Annotated in this window: 12 protein-coding genes and 1 tRNA gene; 4 read left to right on the plus strand and 9 right to left on the minus strand. The window is 42.5% G+C overall.

The features are described from left to right. Window positions 1-83: 83 nt before the first annotated feature. On the minus strand, window positions 84-974 hold the full coding sequence (locus D1155_RS15160) for a tyrosine recombinase (RefSeq protein ID WP_160203252.1): 891 nt from the start codon (window positions 972-974) through the stop codon (window positions 84-86). Window positions 975-1,058: 84 nt separating this feature from the next. Here D1155_RS15160 and D1155_RS15165 point away from each other — a divergent pair, with 84 nt between their 5' ends. After that, window positions 1,059-1,589 (plus strand): stage II sporulation protein M, encoded by a 531-nt coding sequence (locus tag D1155_RS15165; RefSeq protein WP_160203253.1) that lies wholly within the window; start codon window positions 1,059-1,061, stop codon window positions 1,587-1,589. Here D1155_RS15165 and D1155_RS15170 read toward each other — a convergent pair. Both D1155_RS15170 and D1155_RS15175 read right to left on the minus strand, forming a co-directional pair. Then, window positions 1,543-2,097: an NUDIX hydrolase gene (locus D1155_RS15170; protein ID WP_160203254.1), complete on the minus strand. Its 555-nt coding sequence runs from the start codon at window positions 2,095-2,097 to the stop codon at window positions 1,543-1,545. The two genes, D1155_RS15165 and D1155_RS15170, sit on opposite strands and share 47 nt — an antisense overlap. Window positions 2,098-2,214: 117 nt before the next feature. Further along, entirely contained in the window at window positions 2,215-2,475 is a 261-nt protein-coding gene (locus D1155_RS15175) for a stage V sporulation protein S (protein ID WP_160203255.1), read from the minus strand. Window positions 2,476-2,746: 271 nt separating this feature from the next. On the opposite strand from D1155_RS15175, the gene D1155_RS15180 reads away from it, so the two are divergent. Beyond that, on the plus strand, window positions 2,747-3,739 hold the full coding sequence (locus D1155_RS15180) for a ribonuclease H-like domain-containing protein (protein ID WP_160203256.1): 993 nt from the start codon (window positions 2,747-2,749) through the stop codon (window positions 3,737-3,739). Here D1155_RS15180 and D1155_RS15185 read toward each other — a convergent pair. From D1155_RS15185 to D1155_RS15195, 3 genes are read right to left on the minus strand one after another with little or no spacing between them, the layout of a single operon-like run. After that, window positions 3,736-5,202, minus strand: coding sequence for a PH domain-containing protein (locus D1155_RS15185; protein ID WP_160203257.1), 1,467 nt, complete (start codon window positions 5,200-5,202; stop codon window positions 3,736-3,738). The two genes, D1155_RS15180 and D1155_RS15185, sit on opposite strands and share 4 nt — an antisense overlap. Next, window positions 5,202-5,702 carry a PH domain-containing protein gene (locus tag D1155_RS15190; RefSeq protein ID WP_160203258.1) on the minus strand — a complete coding sequence of 167 codons (501 nt, stop codon included), beginning with the start codon at window positions 5,700-5,702 and terminating at the stop codon, window positions 5,202-5,204. The genes D1155_RS15185 and D1155_RS15190 overlap by 1 nt, the downstream gene beginning before the upstream one ends. Further along, entirely contained in the window at window positions 5,692-6,165 is a 474-nt protein-coding gene (locus D1155_RS15195) for an HD domain-containing protein (RefSeq protein ID WP_160203259.1), read from the minus strand. Before D1155_RS15195 ends, D1155_RS15190 begins: the two co-directional genes overlap by 11 nt. 231 nt (window positions 6,166-6,396) lie before the next feature. On the opposite strand from D1155_RS15195, the gene D1155_RS15200 reads away from it, so the two are divergent. Then, window positions 6,397-7,506 (plus strand): hypothetical protein, encoded by a 1,110-nt coding sequence (locus tag D1155_RS15200; RefSeq protein WP_160203260.1) that lies wholly within the window; start codon window positions 6,397-6,399, stop codon window positions 7,504-7,506. 119 nt (window positions 7,507-7,625) lie between these two features. Here D1155_RS15200 and D1155_RS15205 read toward each other — a convergent pair whose 3' ends face one another. Together D1155_RS15205 and D1155_RS15210 are read right to left on the minus strand one after the other, a co-directional pair. Beyond that, window positions 7,626-13,769 (minus strand): SpaA isopeptide-forming pilin-related protein, encoded by a 6,144-nt coding sequence (locus D1155_RS15205; RefSeq protein ID WP_160203261.1) that lies wholly within the window; start codon window positions 13,767-13,769, stop codon window positions 7,626-7,628. 329 nt (window positions 13,770-14,098) lie between these two features. Continuing rightward, window positions 14,099-14,884: a hypothetical protein gene (locus D1155_RS15210; RefSeq protein ID WP_160203262.1), complete on the minus strand. Its 786-nt coding sequence runs from the start codon at window positions 14,882-14,884 to the stop codon at window positions 14,099-14,101. Window positions 14,885-15,145: 261 nt separating this feature from the next. Between D1155_RS15210 and D1155_RS15215 the strand changes: the two genes are divergently transcribed. Further along, window positions 15,146-15,475, plus strand: a complete 330-nt coding sequence (locus tag D1155_RS15215) for a hypothetical protein (RefSeq protein ID WP_160203263.1) — start codon at window positions 15,146-15,148, stop codon at window positions 15,473-15,475. A gap of 663 nt (window positions 15,476-16,138) precedes the next feature. On the opposite strand, the gene D1155_RS15220 is transcribed toward D1155_RS15215, so the two are convergent. Next, window positions 16,139-16,221: transfer RNA gene (locus D1155_RS15220), tRNA-Leu, on the minus strand. Between the last annotated feature and the right edge of the window lie 67 nt (window positions 16,222-16,288).

Below are 16,288 nucleotides of genomic sequence, written 5' to 3' on the forward strand. Positions count from 1 at the left end.
TAACTGCTCACGGTAACCCTTGCTTTTTGGTGCTAATATTGCACTTATTTTTGGACTTTTTCAATTACGGTTGACAGAGTTTTTTATGCTCTCGGGTGGGTTTTGTCATACACATCTTTAATCCGATTCTTCGTCACCGACAGATAAATTCTAGTCGCCATGATATCCTCATGACCCATCAGTTCCTGCAGGGATTTCAGATCTGCACCGTTTTGCACCATATGTACCGCAAAAGAAGTCCTGAGAATATGCGGCGTCAGCCTGTCCTCAAGGCCTACCTGCCTGCCGTACTGCTTCATCAGCTTCCAAAAGCCCTGTCTGGAAAAGGCTTCGCCTAAATAATTGACAAAGAGAATGCTTTCCGGATCATCTGGCGTACCGTCTTTCATCAGAGCCGGACGACTGCTCAAAATGTAATGATCCAACGCTCTTCTTGCCATCGAACCCATAGGTACAATTCTGGCCCTGCCATGTGCACCGTTTAAAGTCAAAAACCCCATGCGCAGGTTAATATCCTTTAACCTAAGCTCAATGATTTCGCTGACTCTGATTCCAGTCGCATAAAGCACCTCCAAAATCGCCCGGTCGCGTATGCCTTTAATCGATTCGTCCGGCGCGAGCAGCAAAGTCTCCACTTCCTCAATAGTCAGATAATCAAGTTCCCTGCGCTCTATTCTCGGCGACTTAATGTCCTCGGTCGGATTTTCCTTCATCATCCCCTTTTTAATCAAAAACTTATAGTACGTTCTGATGGAAGAAAGCTTTCGATTGATGGTCGCCTTGGACTTTCCAGAATTCTTCAGTTCCATCATGTAAGCGGCCACGTCATTGCTTCCTGCTTTTTCAAGGGCTACGATACCTCTCCTCTGTAAAAATTCCCCAAAGGCCTTGATATCGCGCATATAAGCCTCACAGGTATTGTCAGAACTCTTTTTTTCTTCTTTCAGGTATGTAATAAAGCCATAAAGTTCCATATATCTTTCTCCATCTTTCTATCTCATTTTCTTATCATACTTCTTCACATGCAGCATAAATTGAATTATAAAGGAGGCTCGTCTATGCAAAAGAAAATGTTTATCATTCCGCTGATGATACTGATAATCAGTTTTTCTACCGGGATTTTTACCCAGATTGTCATTCCCATAGAGGGAACTTCTCTCACCCAGGATCTGCCCTCGGTAGGTACCGGTATTCTGGATTATCTAAAAAACGATATGATTACCGTCTGCGCTGCACTGCTTTTTTCCTGCAGTGTGTTTCTTTTGCCGCTGGTACCCTGCATTGTCGTTGGAAAAACATTTTCCCTCGGCTTTTCTGCGGCCTATCTTCTTGCGTCCTCTGCAAAAAACGCTTTCGTTCTGACCTCCTGCGTGCTGCTGCCCAGAGGTCTGTTTAAGATACCTGTCTACGTTGCACTTACAATTATTTCAATAGAAACAGCTGTCTTTGTAAAAAAGAACTATCAGAATCCATCTGCCTTAAAGCACGGCATGCCCAGATTCCTGCTCCAGTTTCTATGCTGTCTCGCCTGTCTCATCTGTTCTAGCGTACTGGAAGCCGTCCTTCTTCTAGGAGTCCTTTCACCATAAGAATGGCAACCTGCGACTTGCCGTCCTCGATTTTTCCTTCCATCACCATGCGGTATAGTGTGTCAATGGAATATTCCTCGATGTCGATAGCCTCATTCTCGTCAAAATCTGTCTCTCCCGCCGTAAGGCCTGTGCAAAGATAGATATATAAAGTTTCCTCGGAATAACCAACCGAAGGGTACATTCTGGTCAGAAGGCGAATGGACGAGGCTCTATAGCCAGTCTCTTCCCGAAGTTCCCGCAGAGCAGTTTTTTCTGGGTTCATCTCGCCTTCATCAATTTTACCTGCAGGCACTTCCAGCATAACCCGCTCCGCCGGCTTTCTGAACTGCTTTACCATAACCATATTGCCATCATCTTTTACAGCGGCGATCACTGCACCGCCTCTGTGCTCCACTATCTCTCGAAAAGATTCCCCCTCCATAACAGTCACCTTGTCTCTTCGCAAATTTAGAATTGCACCCTCGTAAATTCGCTCTGTGCTGATGGTCTCTTCTTCAAAAATCATAGCGTGTCCCCCTTCGAATTGTTGATATATTTAAGTATACCATTTATTTTTCCGAATTAAAATAGGGAACTTGAAAAAATCAAGTTCCCTTTATGTTTTACGGCTGCATGCTGCCGCTTATCTCGGCTCTACAATCAGCTTGATTGCCGTTCTTTCCTCTCCCTCAATCTGAATATCAGTAAATGCTGGCACGCAAACCAGATCAATTCCGCTTGGTGCAACAAAACCTCTTGCTATGGCTGTGGCTTTAATGGCTTGATTCAGCGCCCCTGCGCCAATTGCCTGCACTTCTGCACCACCTTTCTCTCTTAAAACACCTGCTAACGCCCCTGCTACCGAATTTGGATTCGACTTAGCTGAAACCTTTAATATTTCCATATTGTTTTCCTCCTAATAAAATTATCATTTTCTCTATTATACTGGTCAATATACACAAAAAGGGGCTAATTCGTTCGACAAAAAACTTTCTTTTTTCACTTTTTTTATATTTATGCTTGCATTTTTCTTCAAACTCAGTTATAATTCAATTGTGGTTATCCCCCTGATAACCTCATTAATCTCTAATCCCAATACCCCTTTTGAACAAAGTAGACTGCACCCCTGCGGTCTATTTTGTTTTTATCACATGTATAATTGAAAGAGGCACTTCATGAAAATGATTACAGATACTCTAACATTGAATCCATATACAGCAAAGCTGTTCGATACCTACTTCGGAGAGCGCAGCTTTGCGGTCTTTGATATAGAGACTACTGGACTGTCCCCCACAAAATGCAAGGTCATTCTCACAGGAATCCTTCTTCGCAAAGGCGAAAGCTGTCAGGTCATTCAGTATTTCGCAAATGAAACTGACGACGAGAAAGAAATCATTGAAAAAACGCTGAAAATCCTGAATTCCGTGGACTACATCATTACCTACAACGGAAAGCACTTTGACATGCCCTTTATGGAAACTCGCGCAAAAAAATACGGACTTTCCTTTCAGCCGTCCGTTTATAACCTGGATTTGTTCCTTGTCATCCAGGGGCATTCCAATTTGCGTCAGACTCTGCCTAATCTGAAGCAAAAGACTGTAGAAATTTTCATGGGACTGGCAGGCAGCAGAGACGATGAAATCTCCGGCGGAGAAAGCGTTGCACTCTACGAACAGTACATGCAGACCCATGCTTTTGCGTTGGAAAAGACCATCCTTCTCCACAATCACGACGATTTGATTCAGCTTTACAAACTGCTCCCAGTCATTGCAATGACTGACTTTCACAGAGCTATGTACAAGCTGGGCTTTCTCGCAGGCAATGTGCTGATACAGAAAATTTCCTTTCAGGGACGCAGTCTTTGCGTTTGCGGCTGGCAGCGCAGCACCCCAAAGGACTATATTGCCTTTCCCACTGCTGAAAAACCTTATTCCCTGACCATGGACAGCCATAGCGGCGATTTCGAGCTGAACATTCCATGCACTGCAGAAGCCGGCGCATTATTCTTCGACGCACAGGCGATTCTTGAAGGAAATACGGAACCAATTAAAAAGTACCCGTCTGTTGTAGACGGATACCTCATTGCAGAAGATCGCGGCACCATCAATTATATGGAAATCAACGCATTCCTTCTGACTTTTTTTCAAACTTTGTCCATAAAAGATTAATAAATTAGCTTTGTCTTCACCTCGTCAAAAGCCTCTATGGGCACATTCTTTGCCACCTTGTTGGCAGCAGCAAGAGGTGCCAGATAGCTGACTGTCACGCTGGCAACACCTTTTCTTTCTTTCCATCTGCTTGCTTTTGCCGTAACACTTTCCACATGGGTTGCTTTTACAAAAATAGTTATCTTTCTAAATCCGCCATAACTCAGAGAAATGTTTTCGAAATTTCCATAGATGGCGGCATTTTTATACTCAAGTACTCTTCCTGTTACACTGTAGAACAAAATCAACGCGCCTAAAATCCAGACCTGCTGACAGTAGTCCACATACATCGTACAGTAGATAGATACACCTGCAGCAATTAGCGCCAGTATAAAGCCCAGACCATAGAAAAAGTAGTGCAGCGATCCCTTTTTCGGCTTGTGATATACAGACTCCTCCAACATCTGAGGCAGAATCTCTGCCATAGCTTGGCGCACCTTATCTGCCTTCAGAAGGGGAAACACCATCGGTTCCTCGCTACTCTCATTATCACCGACGCCGTAGCCGATTGCAAAAAGATTCAGGCTTCCCACACCGAGCAACCGCATAAAGAACGACTGATCGTAAAAAAAACCGCTTATCCTATTTTTCTGTATCGTATATTTTTTCTTTGTCAAAAGGCCATACTGAATCTTTATCGCCTCGCCGTTATCCAGAATTTCAAATCCATAATAACGAATCAGGCTGCCAATCATGCCGCAGATGAAAGAAATTACAAAAGTGATAAGAAGCAGTATCGCAGCCGTCATACCGATTCCCATGGTGTAAATCGTGTCAGCCACGGATTCAGCCAACAGATTGCTCAGCGACACGCTGAACAACGCCAATGCAGAAGTTACTACAGTAAACATCTGCAGAAAAAAAAGTCCTTTGGATTTCAAAAGCCCGAGCAGCATTAAATCACCTGCAGATACTTTAATTCTTTTTCCCTCGGTGCCGGCAAGGGCTGCTCCTTCTTCACCAAGATTAAAGCCATCGAGCCCTTTTCTGCCAGAAATCAGCAAATCCCTGACAACAAAGGCATCCTCCTTTGCAAAAGTCATGCGCACCTTCGTATTCGTGTTGGAAATATTGCTAGCATTGTCCACATTGAGCCGGTATACGCCAAAGACCTGATGAAGCACATTCTGCGAAAAATCCACAGTAGTTATGGTGGATAGCGGAAGTTCCAGCTGGTTTTTCTTAAAAAGTCCGCTTTTTACAGTTAATTTTTCACTGTCAACTGTATAATATGTTGTAAAATACTGGACAATTCTCTGAATCGGTCCGAGAAGTACCACCACAAGCACTCCGATATTTTCATAGAGCACTCGCATGTCACCCTGAATCAGCCCAATTACGACAGCAATCAAAAGCAGAGAAAAGTCTTTGAAAAAGTTCTCAACGATAAAAATCGGATGTCCCCTCTTTGGTCCAAACTCCATTATAGAACCCCTTTCTCAGAAATGCGTCGGTACAGCTTTGCTTTCAGGTTCTCGCTGATTGCATCAGCCGTTTCCTTATCCAAACCTTCAATGGAAAAGCTGCCGCTGGCCAGAGCCATCTCCACCTCAAAAAGCCCCAGCTTTCTGTTGATTGGTCCTTGAGAGACCGTAATATTCTGTATTCTGATGATGGGGATAATGGTTTTTTTGATGAAGAAAATACCATGGCGAATAACCACCTTGTCCTCTTCAACGTTATATCCCCACTGCTTGTATTCAATGATAGGAAAAACGACCAGCCCAACTGCCAGATAACAGACGAAAAGCCCTATCACTGCCATAATGAGTACTTTCCAGATTGATTCCCATGCCAAAAATCCCAGCGCAATCTCGCCCGGAACTGCCATCGCCAAAACAATCAGAAAGAAAATTCCCCTGCCGATGCGCCAACTCTTAATTGCCTTGGGATCCACCTTGCTGTATTCCATGCTAGATTCCATATTCCTTCCTCCACTTCAAATAACGCACTTCCTTTTCCGGTCTGTCAAAAGGCATTCCATACTGATAACAATCGATAACATCAGCGTCCTTTACGATTTCCTCGATTGTGGTTCCGGCCTCTGTCTTTCTGCTGTGGTTTTTTACCGCACAGGCGATATCCTCAATCTCCTCTGCCGAAAACAGACCGGTCTCTTTCAGAAATGCTTTCACAGGCGCGTAGCCCGCTTCTGCATGTCCTGCCTGTTTTCCGGTCAGAATCCTTCCAAAATCGTGCACACAGGCCGCACAAGCTGAAAGTTCCGGGTCCGCGCCCCGCTTTAAGGCAAGAATCCACGCAATTCTCGCTGATGAAGCCATATGCAGACGCTCCCAATCCAACGTCTCGTCACGTTCAGAAAACTTTCCTTCTTGAGCACAAATCACTGCATCAAGCTTTTGCTCCAGTTGATATAATCTGTTCATGCTGGTTTCCCTTTCTTTATACTTAGTCAAATATCTTCAGTTTAACATTTTTTATTTTACAGAAAATCACAATAAAATGCAACTGTAACCTGTGTAATTTAGTTCATTCCCATTTTTGCAGATTCCCATAAAAAAGTTTTTTACATTGTTTTCCCCATACTCTCCGTGTATAATGAAACTCCATTCACCTTTATCGTAAATATCCCAAATAAAATTTCAGGAGGTATATTTATGAAAAGCAAACTATTTTCTCTAGCAGCAGTATGCCTGCTCTGCATGTCCATGTGTATCACCGTATTTGCATCTACCACAGTGCATGCAAATGCAGCGAGCAGCGTATACTACCAGGTATCACTGCAGCCAGCAAAAGGCGGAAGTCTTTACATGACTTACGATGATAACCTAAAATTTTTTTATCAGGGCAAAGACACCTACCGAGACAGCTGCCGCATTGACAGCAGTGTAAGTCACAAATTCAGCGCTTTAATCGACCGAGGAATCATCGTAAAGCCAAATGCCGGCTGGTATTTTGACGGTTTCTATGACAAAAGCGGCAAAAAACTTTCCATTGGGGCGTATAACGTGGAGGTCATTCGCATCACAATTGATGGCGTCTATTATTATGACCTGATTCCGTCTTATGACAATCCCGCTTATCGCAATCTCACAGAGAAATACTTTAAAAACGAGATAAAGGATTATATTAAATTCCTCTATGGCACCAGCCGCTACAAAGTCATGGAAAAGTTAGTATATTATCGCCTACCGAAAACCACTGCGTCCTACTTTCCTCGATTTTCCAAGATGGAGACGCCTAGCTTTCCCGGCAACTTCTCATTGACAAAGAAGCTCAGTTCCCCGGACTTTTATGCCGCCGGAAAATCCGGCTTTCAGGCTTCCTACTCGTCTTCTGCCAACAAAGTCATCAAAGTAGATAAAAAGACAGGCCTTTCTAAAATTACCGGTCCCGGCACGGCAACCATCACCATAAAGGTTCCCGAATCCGGTAAATACTGTTCTGTCATCTATAAGGTCAAGGTAAGCGTCACTCCTGCCGCCTGTACCAATCTGTCGGCCTCCCGCACTTCTGATAAGAAATCAGTCACTGCGAAATGGAAAGGCGACAGCCGCAATTCCGGTTATGAGATTCAAATCAGTGATACCAAGAGCTTTAGCAAAATTGTTGCAAAGAAGACAGTCTCTTCCGGCAAAACTGTTGCCGCCAAGATTTCTACTGCAAAGTCTGCCTCTACGCAGTGCAAATACATCAGAATTAGACCTTTCAAAAAATCCTGCGGACAAAAACTATACAGCGAATATATCACAGCAACCATCAAGTAAAAATCAGCACAAAAGAGCCTTTGGGAAAGAATCCCAAAGGCTCTTTTGCTTTGTAAATATAGTAAGTAAAGGAAATTTTTATTGTTTAGGAAATTTGAATTAAAGAATAAAAAATATGCTTATTTCAATCTTCTAATGCTAACAACTAATGCACTAACACCTGCCAGAATCAGTGCCATGTAAAGCAGAATCCGATTTGTATCCCCAGTCTTTGGACTTTTCCCATCCTTTGGTACAGGATCTTCTGGAAATTCTACACCCACATCGGTTCTTTTTTTCATAGTATTCTTCACAGTAACACGCAGCGCCTCTCCATCTCCTGTGATACAGAATGCGTGTTCCTTCTCATCTATGAGATATCCGGAAGGTGCTTTTGTTTCCCGATAGTAATAAATCCCCGGCTTCAGCTGTTCAATCACTAGAAGACCATCTCTGCCCGTCATTTTTTTGTAAAGAATTTCTCCCTCTTCATTTGAGATAGCAAATTCTGCTCCAGCAAGGACATCTCCCGTCTCACTATCCACTTTCGTCAGTCTTAGACTTCCGTACTTCGGTTCTTCCGGCTTTTCCGGAATCTGCGGCTTTTCCGATTTTTCCGGCAGTCGCTCATTCTTCACCCCAGTAATCTCAATGGATAACACCTTGGTATCACTGTGATTTCGTTCGTAGGTTTTTGCTTGCGTATTTTTCACCTGAACAGACTTTGGCAGTTTTTCATTCCCGTCTGCAGTAATTCTGCAAACAGCCGTTTCTTCATTTACCCCACTGCTGCCCTCGCCGCTTGCGCTTAAATAAAGATTTCCCGATAGGTCCATCTCTGCAGCGAAAGTTATGCCGTCTGCAAAATTCCAAAGAATCGACTGTTCTTTCTCTAAGGTAAGGGCTTGCGCCTGAGCAACTTGCTTTCCATCAACCATTATGCCTGTCAACCTTCCCTGCGCAATCAATAAAACTGCACCGTTATCCTTCGATTCATCGGTCGTCACTAAGATGCTGGAACTTCCTTTCTGCGAAGTTACTTCCAGCTGCGTTGGCAAATTCTCCTGATTTTCTCTAAACCAAGTCACTTCTGTAATCCAATTATTCCGAATTACCTTCGGTGTATAGGAAATGGTTGTCGTACCTTGATCAGCAGTAACGTCGAAGTTTTCACTTGCCTCTCCTATCTGATACACAGGCATAGGACCTTCCAGTTTCACCTTATAGCAAAGTCCATCTGCTTTTACCTGCATCACTGCGTCATTTTCCAAACGGAGCACCGCAGTTTTTCCATTTTTTATATGTACCTGCGTATTGGTTCTGCCACCCCGTACAGAGATTTTTACAGTTTCGTTCTCTGCATCTTCATCGAGTCTATAGTCCTTACCATCAATATTTACCACCGCCGACTCATAGCGGTAGAGAGTATCAAAGTCAATGACTGTTCCTAATTTTCCATTTTGGGTAACCGTACCTGAAACACCCATCTGCTGATAGTCAAAATGAAATCGGTCCGCCGAAAAAATATCTGCCACGTCAAAATAGTACTTGGTATGATTTACTTTATATCCTTCAGGCGCTGAGGTTTCTTTAATATAATATTTGCCCAAAGGAAGTTTTATCGCTGCCGACGCTTGACCGTCCGTCACTACCATCTTTCCGACTAAGGTATCAGGCGCAATACCCATATGTTCCGCTGTATAAATACCAAAAACAGCGCCGCTTCCCTTTTGATAGGTACCGCTTTTATAGCTGGTTTCAAAAAGTTTTTCCAGATCAATTTGTACAGTTACCGCCTCATTCTCATAAGTTGCCGTGTCCCAAACCAATGGTGTATACTGATTTTCATAGTTTACCTGCATTTGGGTCCACTGCCCCTGATTCACAAAACCTTCTGTCGTAGAAATTTCTCGAACCCAGTAAGTTCCTAGCGGCAGCAGTCCCGATTGTGCAATTCCATTCTCCCCGCTTCGAATCACTTCCACAGGCTTTCCCGCCGGATAAATCATTGTGCCGTCGCAGGAAGAAAAACGTAAAATCCCGCTACTGCCATTCTCTCCTGTTAAAGCTGTGGCCTCAGTCGTATCGGGATACGTAATATGAAAGCATTCCTCTTCGACTGCTGCATTTGAAACCATCTCTATGGTATAGTAACCGCTCTTGTTTTCTGACCCTGGCGCATGTCTCTTAGCTCTAACATAAGTATTTTCATCAAAGAGACATTCATAGAAACGCTTATTATCCCGCAGCCCTTCATACCACGGTACCACTTTCCCTTTATAGGAAATTTCTGGTAATACTCTTTCAAACTGTGAAACCTGAGATTCTGTTAAAGTTATCTTTGTATGAGTCTGCTTTCCGGAAAGAAACATCTCTGTTCTGATTCCGTCATAGTTCAGAAAATATATCGGTGCCATTTCTATGGGTGCTGCTGTAAGTACCACTTTATCCTTCTGCCGCTTACTGCTCCAGCCCTTTGAAGTTACAATTTTAGGACTGTTTTTCTCACTGCAAAAAATCTCGGTTACAGCAGTCTCCATCTGATGATTTGCAAAAGTTTTCATACCGATTTCTTCATCCCAATTTAAAGTAAACCCATTATCACTTTGATAATGCTGCGCCAACGTAAAAGAGTACTCCTGTGTGAAGGATTTATAGAATCTCCCCTCCTTATCACAAGGAATCCATCGTTCCAAAAGCCCTTCTTTTACAAGAATTTGGTAATTTTCTTTTCCATCGGTTGCCAAGTAAACATCATCTCTGTCAACCTGACTCCAGCCCGCCGGCAGCACCACTGCCGCTGCAAACTTCTTGTCACTGCTCTCTCCGCCATACGCATTTACCGGTTTTGCGGCGATATCATCTATGCCGTATGCGCCAAAAATACCGGTAATTTCTTCTTCATCTAAACCCTTTTCGCCCTCAAGTGCATTGACGCGCACTCGATTACCGTCTTCATAATGCATTGTCACAATGCCGACACTCTGGTTTCCGCTTTTCAATACCGGCTCTGTCATCGGAATTTCCGGCAGATAGTCATCCGAAATCGAATCCTTCCAAAGGTGTACATCGGTATAGCAAAATCCGCCTTTGGCATAATTCATCTTATACTCGACTCGATAACGATAGGTCATCTTTTTCTTTTCATCACGTGCAGCAAAACTATCAGTAAAGCTCGCTCCATCTGCTGTTTTTACCTGATATTCTGTCACTGTCCTGTTGGCGCGTCCAAAATCCTGTAAAGTGCCTTTGTCGCTGACTCGCAAAACACTACCGCCCTCCTTCAACGCAAGCTTCCACCTTTCCTTTGCATTATCAACTTCTCCGTGGTCTCGATAAGTCTTTTCAAAGGATAGCTCATGACCCGTTTCAGCGTCGTACACTTTTACAGGCGCAACACCATCTGACTGCAAGATATCTTCCGCCGCATAGATTTCAAAGACTGCGTCTTTCAGCGCTGCCTTCTCGAAGACTGCCTGCCAAAGGCCGCCGTTCTCTTTCCAGCCGGTCAGTCGTTCTCCCTCTTTTGTAAGGCTGATTTTTCCCATAACTGGATTATTCGCAATCTCCAAAATAGCATAGTACTTGATGTAATTCTTTCCGTCTTCATGCGGCGACTGTTCCAGCACAGAAAAAGTATAGGAATTATAGGTAGTTTCACTGTCTCCAGAAAAATTGGTGACTGGCTCTCCCTCCTTATCGGCCACTTTTACCGTTTCAAGAAAAGATTTAGGCGGCTTCACTGACATTCCTCTGTGATCGATGATTTCAACTTTTCCCATATCCGCTACAGTTCCAATTCCTTTTTCATCAAAAGCGCCCACATAGTATCCCTCAGGAACAACCAGTTCCCGCAGCTCATAAATACCATATTCCAGTTCGTAAGGAAGTACAATTTCTCCATTCTCATTGGCATAAAATGTATAGTTCTGACTTTCATCAGTATAACCGATTCCATTTGGAAGCCATCTGCCATAGTTTGGCGATATTGTAGGATCCGACAAATCAGGATTACCCAGATATCGAATCTGAAAAGCTGTCCGTGCTGCGTCCCATCTTACTGTTTTACCGGTCAATTGATTGGTCTTTACCACCTTTATCTTATTCTTTTTCGCCTGATTATTTACAGCGATTGACTCAGCTTGCCCATCCTCCGAAATAATAATGCGAAAGGATTCCAGCACATAGCCTTCACTGTCAGCTGCAATTTCTTCTACCACGTAGGTTCCGTAAGGAAGCCCTTTTACATAAAGCTGCCCGTCCTTAGACAAGGTCAGAGGATGGCTTGAATCAGCAGGTACCCCACTTCCGTCTTTTGCTACCTGATAGGTATGGGTATATTTCTGATAAGAATCCTGCGTCACGCCTTTATCAAGTACTCTAACATAAGGACAGTTCTCAGCCCCCTCTGATTCCAATCGAATGGTCCATTTTGAACTGGTGCTGTAGTCTTTTTTTCCATTATCACCATTTCCTCTATCCGTAAAAGGGTCCAGGTCATCTTTCGTCTTTACCAGCTGCAAATCACCTCTGTAGACATCGTTAGAATAAGCAAAACTGCCTATTTCATCACGCATTTGTTGTGGATTTTCCAAATCGATATCCGCAGAATCTGTCAGTACTGCTCCTTTTCCGTCTTCACCCTCATAAGTAATTCTATACTCAATTTTCCCGTAATCTCGCCGGTGCGCAAAATAGGTAATCACGCCATGGCTACGCGCGCCATTGCCGCCCGTTGCATTTTCTCCATGTCTACCCACAGGAATCCCAGTTTCTCTCGTCATGACCGATTTCTCACCGCGCCAGTAATAGTCCGTATACTGCAAAACACCATCCTCATTGCGAGTCTTCTTTTCCTCAAAATCCAGTTCGCTTACGTCCTCCCAAGGTGTAAACACAAAAGGATTATTTTCTGTAGAACCAAAAACGGTCAGCTGCCTGCTGTCTATCAGCGCATCGTCCAGATACAGCGAAATCTCACTATCCAGTGCAGCATCTCCCATACCGGTGTGTATACCATCGCCATCTTCGTCCCAACCCGGATTATAGTCCTGCTTTTCAGTATCAAAGGTAAAAGCCGGTAAGTTAGGAAGCTCGTCCTCTTCTTTCTCATCATCATCTTCTATTTCCTTCATCTTAAAATAAAAGTCTACTGGGTCATCACCACCGATAGCAATGGTTTGTAGTGGCTGATTACTGGGCGAATTCTGCCAAACCAAAAGTTCATCGGTCACCGATTCAGGAATGCTTTTCTTTCCGTGCAGCACCACGCCTGGCAATGATTTTTCTGTATAGGTAAGCGCGTAACCTCCTTTCTCCACTGTAAAACGATATGCTTTCTGCGTTGAATCTTCTCCGTCTTTCGTCTTTACCACTTTCAACGCCTGCTGGCAGAAATTGCTGTCTTTAAGCAAATAATAATCACTTTTTGTTCTGGCCTCTGCTCTTTCTTCGGCAGTCATCTTCTTTCGATAAGCTGAGTTTACCGCTTTCCATACCACACCACCATCTTTTGTTTCCAACCGCTCCATGTAAATGGTCTTTGTGCGTTCCTTTTCCTTCGCCGTAAAAGATGGAATTACTCTATGCTTTTTCATCGCACGAAGCATTGCAAAATAGATATGTCTGGCAGGTCTGCTGCGAAGAACACTGTAGTGAAAATCATAGCCTTCTCCACCGCTTGGATTCACTGTCCCTAAGACAACTTTTCCATTTTTGGTCTGTCCAAGATTTTCAGGAATGCTTGCAAGACTCTTCCGATAGCCGTCTGTAAATTCCCAAATAATTGTCTGCGTCGCAATCCACCAATCGTCCATATTGCATTCACCCACATGGCTACTGTACTCGCCCAGCAAGTCACTTAAATCCTTCTTAGTCGACTGTGGCTGCTTGCCATAGAGCAAAGCCGTCTTTATCGCCAACTGCACCTCCTCACTGTAATTATTAATTCGCAGTGCCGTATTCCAGGTCTTCGCATAATACTGGGTATTGCCGTTATGTGGATTGTCCATATTTCGCTCTAGGCAATACCCCCTTATAGTCTTTCCTCCATTGATTGGCGCAATACAATAGGCGTATCTATGACCGCTGGTGTGATAGTTATAATATGGCTTACCATCACTACTAACTAGCTCCGATCCATTCTTAAAATACGCTTTATCACCCACCTTCCAACCATTTGCTGCTCCAAAACTCTCTCTCGGAACACAGCTTAACAAAAGAACAAGAATCAGAAAGATTGCAAACCCGCGTCTTCCCTGATAATTTCTTGCTTTTTTTAACATTTTTTAACCTCCTCAAAAATTTTATCTATATAAAAACAGATGTCGCATGACATCTGTTGAATTGTCCCACAAAGAAGGCATACCATCCGATATGCCTTCTCTGCGTAGTGTTTAGTTTTAAGTACAAGTTCCATTTATTGCAAAAGCTCTTCCATCAGATAGCAAAAGCCTCATTCCGTTTGAGCTTCACAGTCTAAAATTGCGATTAAAGCAAAACGCGTTTTCCATAAAAAGGAATAAAATCAATTTAATTACATTTATTTTATGTTATCATACTACCACATATGTGATTCCCTGTCAAGTTCCTTTTTTGTAAATTAATTACTTTTTCACCTTTTAATAGAAGGTATAATAATTTCGTCTTGGTTTATATATAATTCTGCCAAACCTGTTTCTCCTGCTAAAATTCCAAAAAGCGTTTCAGACACCAATGTGATTGCATGGTTTCGCGCAGTGTAGTACTGTTTTTTACTGCAGTGTAAAATCTGATATAAGTCCGTCATCTCCATTTCTGCGTATTCCATCTCCATATATGTGGTTCGTAAAATATTTCCATAGGTCCTGATTTTTTTACGTTCGTCATTATCCATCGACGTTACAACTCTCTCAATCAAACTAGTCAGCACCGCCGTAAGATGAAGTTTGTTGGACTTCACATAATCCTTACACCGTCTTGAAGCAACAGACTCTTGCTCTGCCTCAAACAGCAGATAATAAATATCAGCTTGTGTTCCAATCATGGGTTCCTTTTTTCGCTGAACAGGAATATACTGAAATTGTCGCTCCTGTTCAGTGTATAGATTTTTGTCCTCTCTATCATCCTCATCATAATCAGAAAAGTCATTAAAACGAAAATGATTATTTTTTTTAATAAACTTATAGTCCAGATACTTCTGTAAACACTTCTGTACAATATAATATCCATCTCCGCCAGGTTGGTGAAAACGCTGTGAAGCACTCTCGTATGTTCTAAGACTCGAGAAAAAATCACACACTGCCGCCTCTTTCTCTTCCGAAGAATTGTCCTGCAAGTTCTGCATCAGATTCTCGTTGACATAATTCTGCACTGGTACATAGCCTTTTTCAACCAGATGCAAATGTTCCTTTTTGTCCATAAATACCTCTCCTAACTTTATCCATATAAATATCCTAGAAATATGATTATTATATGGATGTTTGCGGTTATATTCAACCCCTATGTCGAAATTTGACACTTTTTTGTAGGATTTTGATACTTTTTTGTAAAAACCAAAATTTCACAGTGTTATTTTCTCAAAAATTACTCATGAATCAATGTGAAATTATTCCAATTTTTTTATAGTATGTTATAATTAAATTGAATTTATTATTTACACTAACATAAGGAGAAAGAATAAATGAAGAAAAAAATACTATCTGTAACTTTAGTAATTGTCATGATGCTCTCCTCAACAATTTCCGGATTCGCAGAGTATCGCCTAGCACGTCCTGTAATCGAAGATATTGATATTGGAAAAAACAGTATTAAAATTGACTGGGCTTACGTTCCTCATGCTGACGAATATGATATCTATCGCTCCACCTCTAAAGATGGAAAATACAAATATATCGATTCAAATGATGAAAGCTGGTATAGAGATTACAGCATAAAAAAAGGAACCCGCTATTATTATAAAGTCAGAGCGATATCATATAGCGACTATGATAACAGTTATCTAAGTAAATAGCGTTCTGGCAAAGTAAAGAAACCTGCACCAAAAAAATCGGTGTCAAACACTAACAGTCAAACAGTATATATCACCGACTCTGGTGATAAGTATCATCGTTCATGGTGCGGCTATTTGTGGAATAGTAAACATGCGATTTCATTAAGTAAAGCAAAAAGTCAGGGATACTCACCTTGTTCTCGTTGCTGGTAAGTTGTTTTCTTTAGGCAAGTGACCATGAGATATCTATTCTACCTTATCTCAAATACAATTAAAAAGACCAAACTCAACTATACGGAAGTATGCTATACTTATCAAATTGACGCTGGGACATTGTATCTAAAATGTAAGAAAAGATTAGAGTGTATAGAATTTCAAACACATATCACGCATGGAAAGGAATTCGATAATCCCCTCTATTGATATTATAAAAAGTCGAATATGTATCAGCAAAGCAATTTTAATAAGCCTCAGTTTTGTTTTTCGCTGACATAATTAGCGCGAAAGACAAATTCTCAATGTAATGTGGTTGAATGCCTTATATCGAATAGGGGCTAACTTGTAGCCCTTTCACACCACCCTGCGTGCCGCTCGGCATAGGGTGGTTCAATTCAAATAATAATCTACTTATCCGTCATACAAGAAAATCCCAACGTCATAAACGTTGGGATTTCAACAATTTTTTGGTGCGCGATGAGGGACTTGAACCCCCACGGTCGCCCGCTAGAACCTAAATCTAGTGCGTCTGCCAATTCCGCCAATCGCGCATAAATATTGGAGCGGAAGACGAGATTCGAACTCGCGACCCTCGCCTTGGCAAGGCGATGCTCTACC

Origin of the sequence: Anaerotruncus sp. 80 (assembly GCF_009936115.1) — a bacterium.
GTDB lineage: Bacteria > Bacillota > Clostridia > Peptostreptococcales > Anaerovoracaceae > Senimuribacter > Senimuribacter intestinalis.

What these genes read in the sequence shown, in the direction of transcription:
- D1155_RS15160 (WP_160203252.1), bottom strand. Translation starts at nt 974, where the DNA reads ATGGAACTTTATGGCTTTATTACATACCTGAAAGAAGAAAAAAAGAGT.
- D1155_RS15165 (WP_160203253.1), top strand. Translation starts at nt 1,059, where the DNA reads ATGCAAAAGAAAATGTTTATCATTCCGCTGATGATACTGATAATCAGT.
- D1155_RS15170 (WP_160203254.1), bottom strand. Translation starts at nt 2,097, where the DNA reads ATGATTTTTGAAGAAGAGACCATCAGCACAGAGCGAATTTACGAGGGT.
- D1155_RS15175 (WP_160203255.1), bottom strand. Translation starts at nt 2,475, where the DNA reads ATGGAAATATTAAAGGTTTCAGCTAAGTCGAATCCAAATTCGGTAGCA.
- D1155_RS15180 (WP_160203256.1), top strand. Translation starts at nt 2,747, where the DNA reads ATGAAAATGATTACAGATACTCTAACATTGAATCCATATACAGCAAAG.
- D1155_RS15185 (WP_160203257.1), bottom strand. Translation starts at nt 5,202, where the DNA reads ATGGAGTTTGGACCAAAGAGGGGACATCCGATTTTTATCGTTGAGAAC.
- D1155_RS15190 (WP_160203258.1), bottom strand. Translation starts at nt 5,702, where the DNA reads ATGGAATCTAGCATGGAATACAGCAAGGTGGATCCCAAGGCAATTAAG.
- D1155_RS15195 (WP_160203259.1), bottom strand. Translation starts at nt 6,165, where the DNA reads ATGAACAGATTATATCAACTGGAGCAAAAGCTTGATGCAGTGATTTGT.
- D1155_RS15200 (WP_160203260.1), top strand. Translation starts at nt 6,397, where the DNA reads ATGAAAAGCAAACTATTTTCTCTAGCAGCAGTATGCCTGCTCTGCATG.
- D1155_RS15205 (WP_160203261.1), bottom strand. Translation starts at nt 13,769, where the DNA reads ATGTTAAAAAAAGCAAGAAATTATCAGGGAAGACGCGGGTTTGCAATC.
- D1155_RS15210 (WP_160203262.1), bottom strand. Translation starts at nt 14,884, where the DNA reads ATGGACAAAAAGGAACATTTGCATCTGGTTGAAAAAGGCTATGTACCA.
- D1155_RS15215 (WP_160203263.1), top strand. Translation starts at nt 15,146, where the DNA reads ATGAAGAAAAAAATACTATCTGTAACTTTAGTAATTGTCATGATGCTC.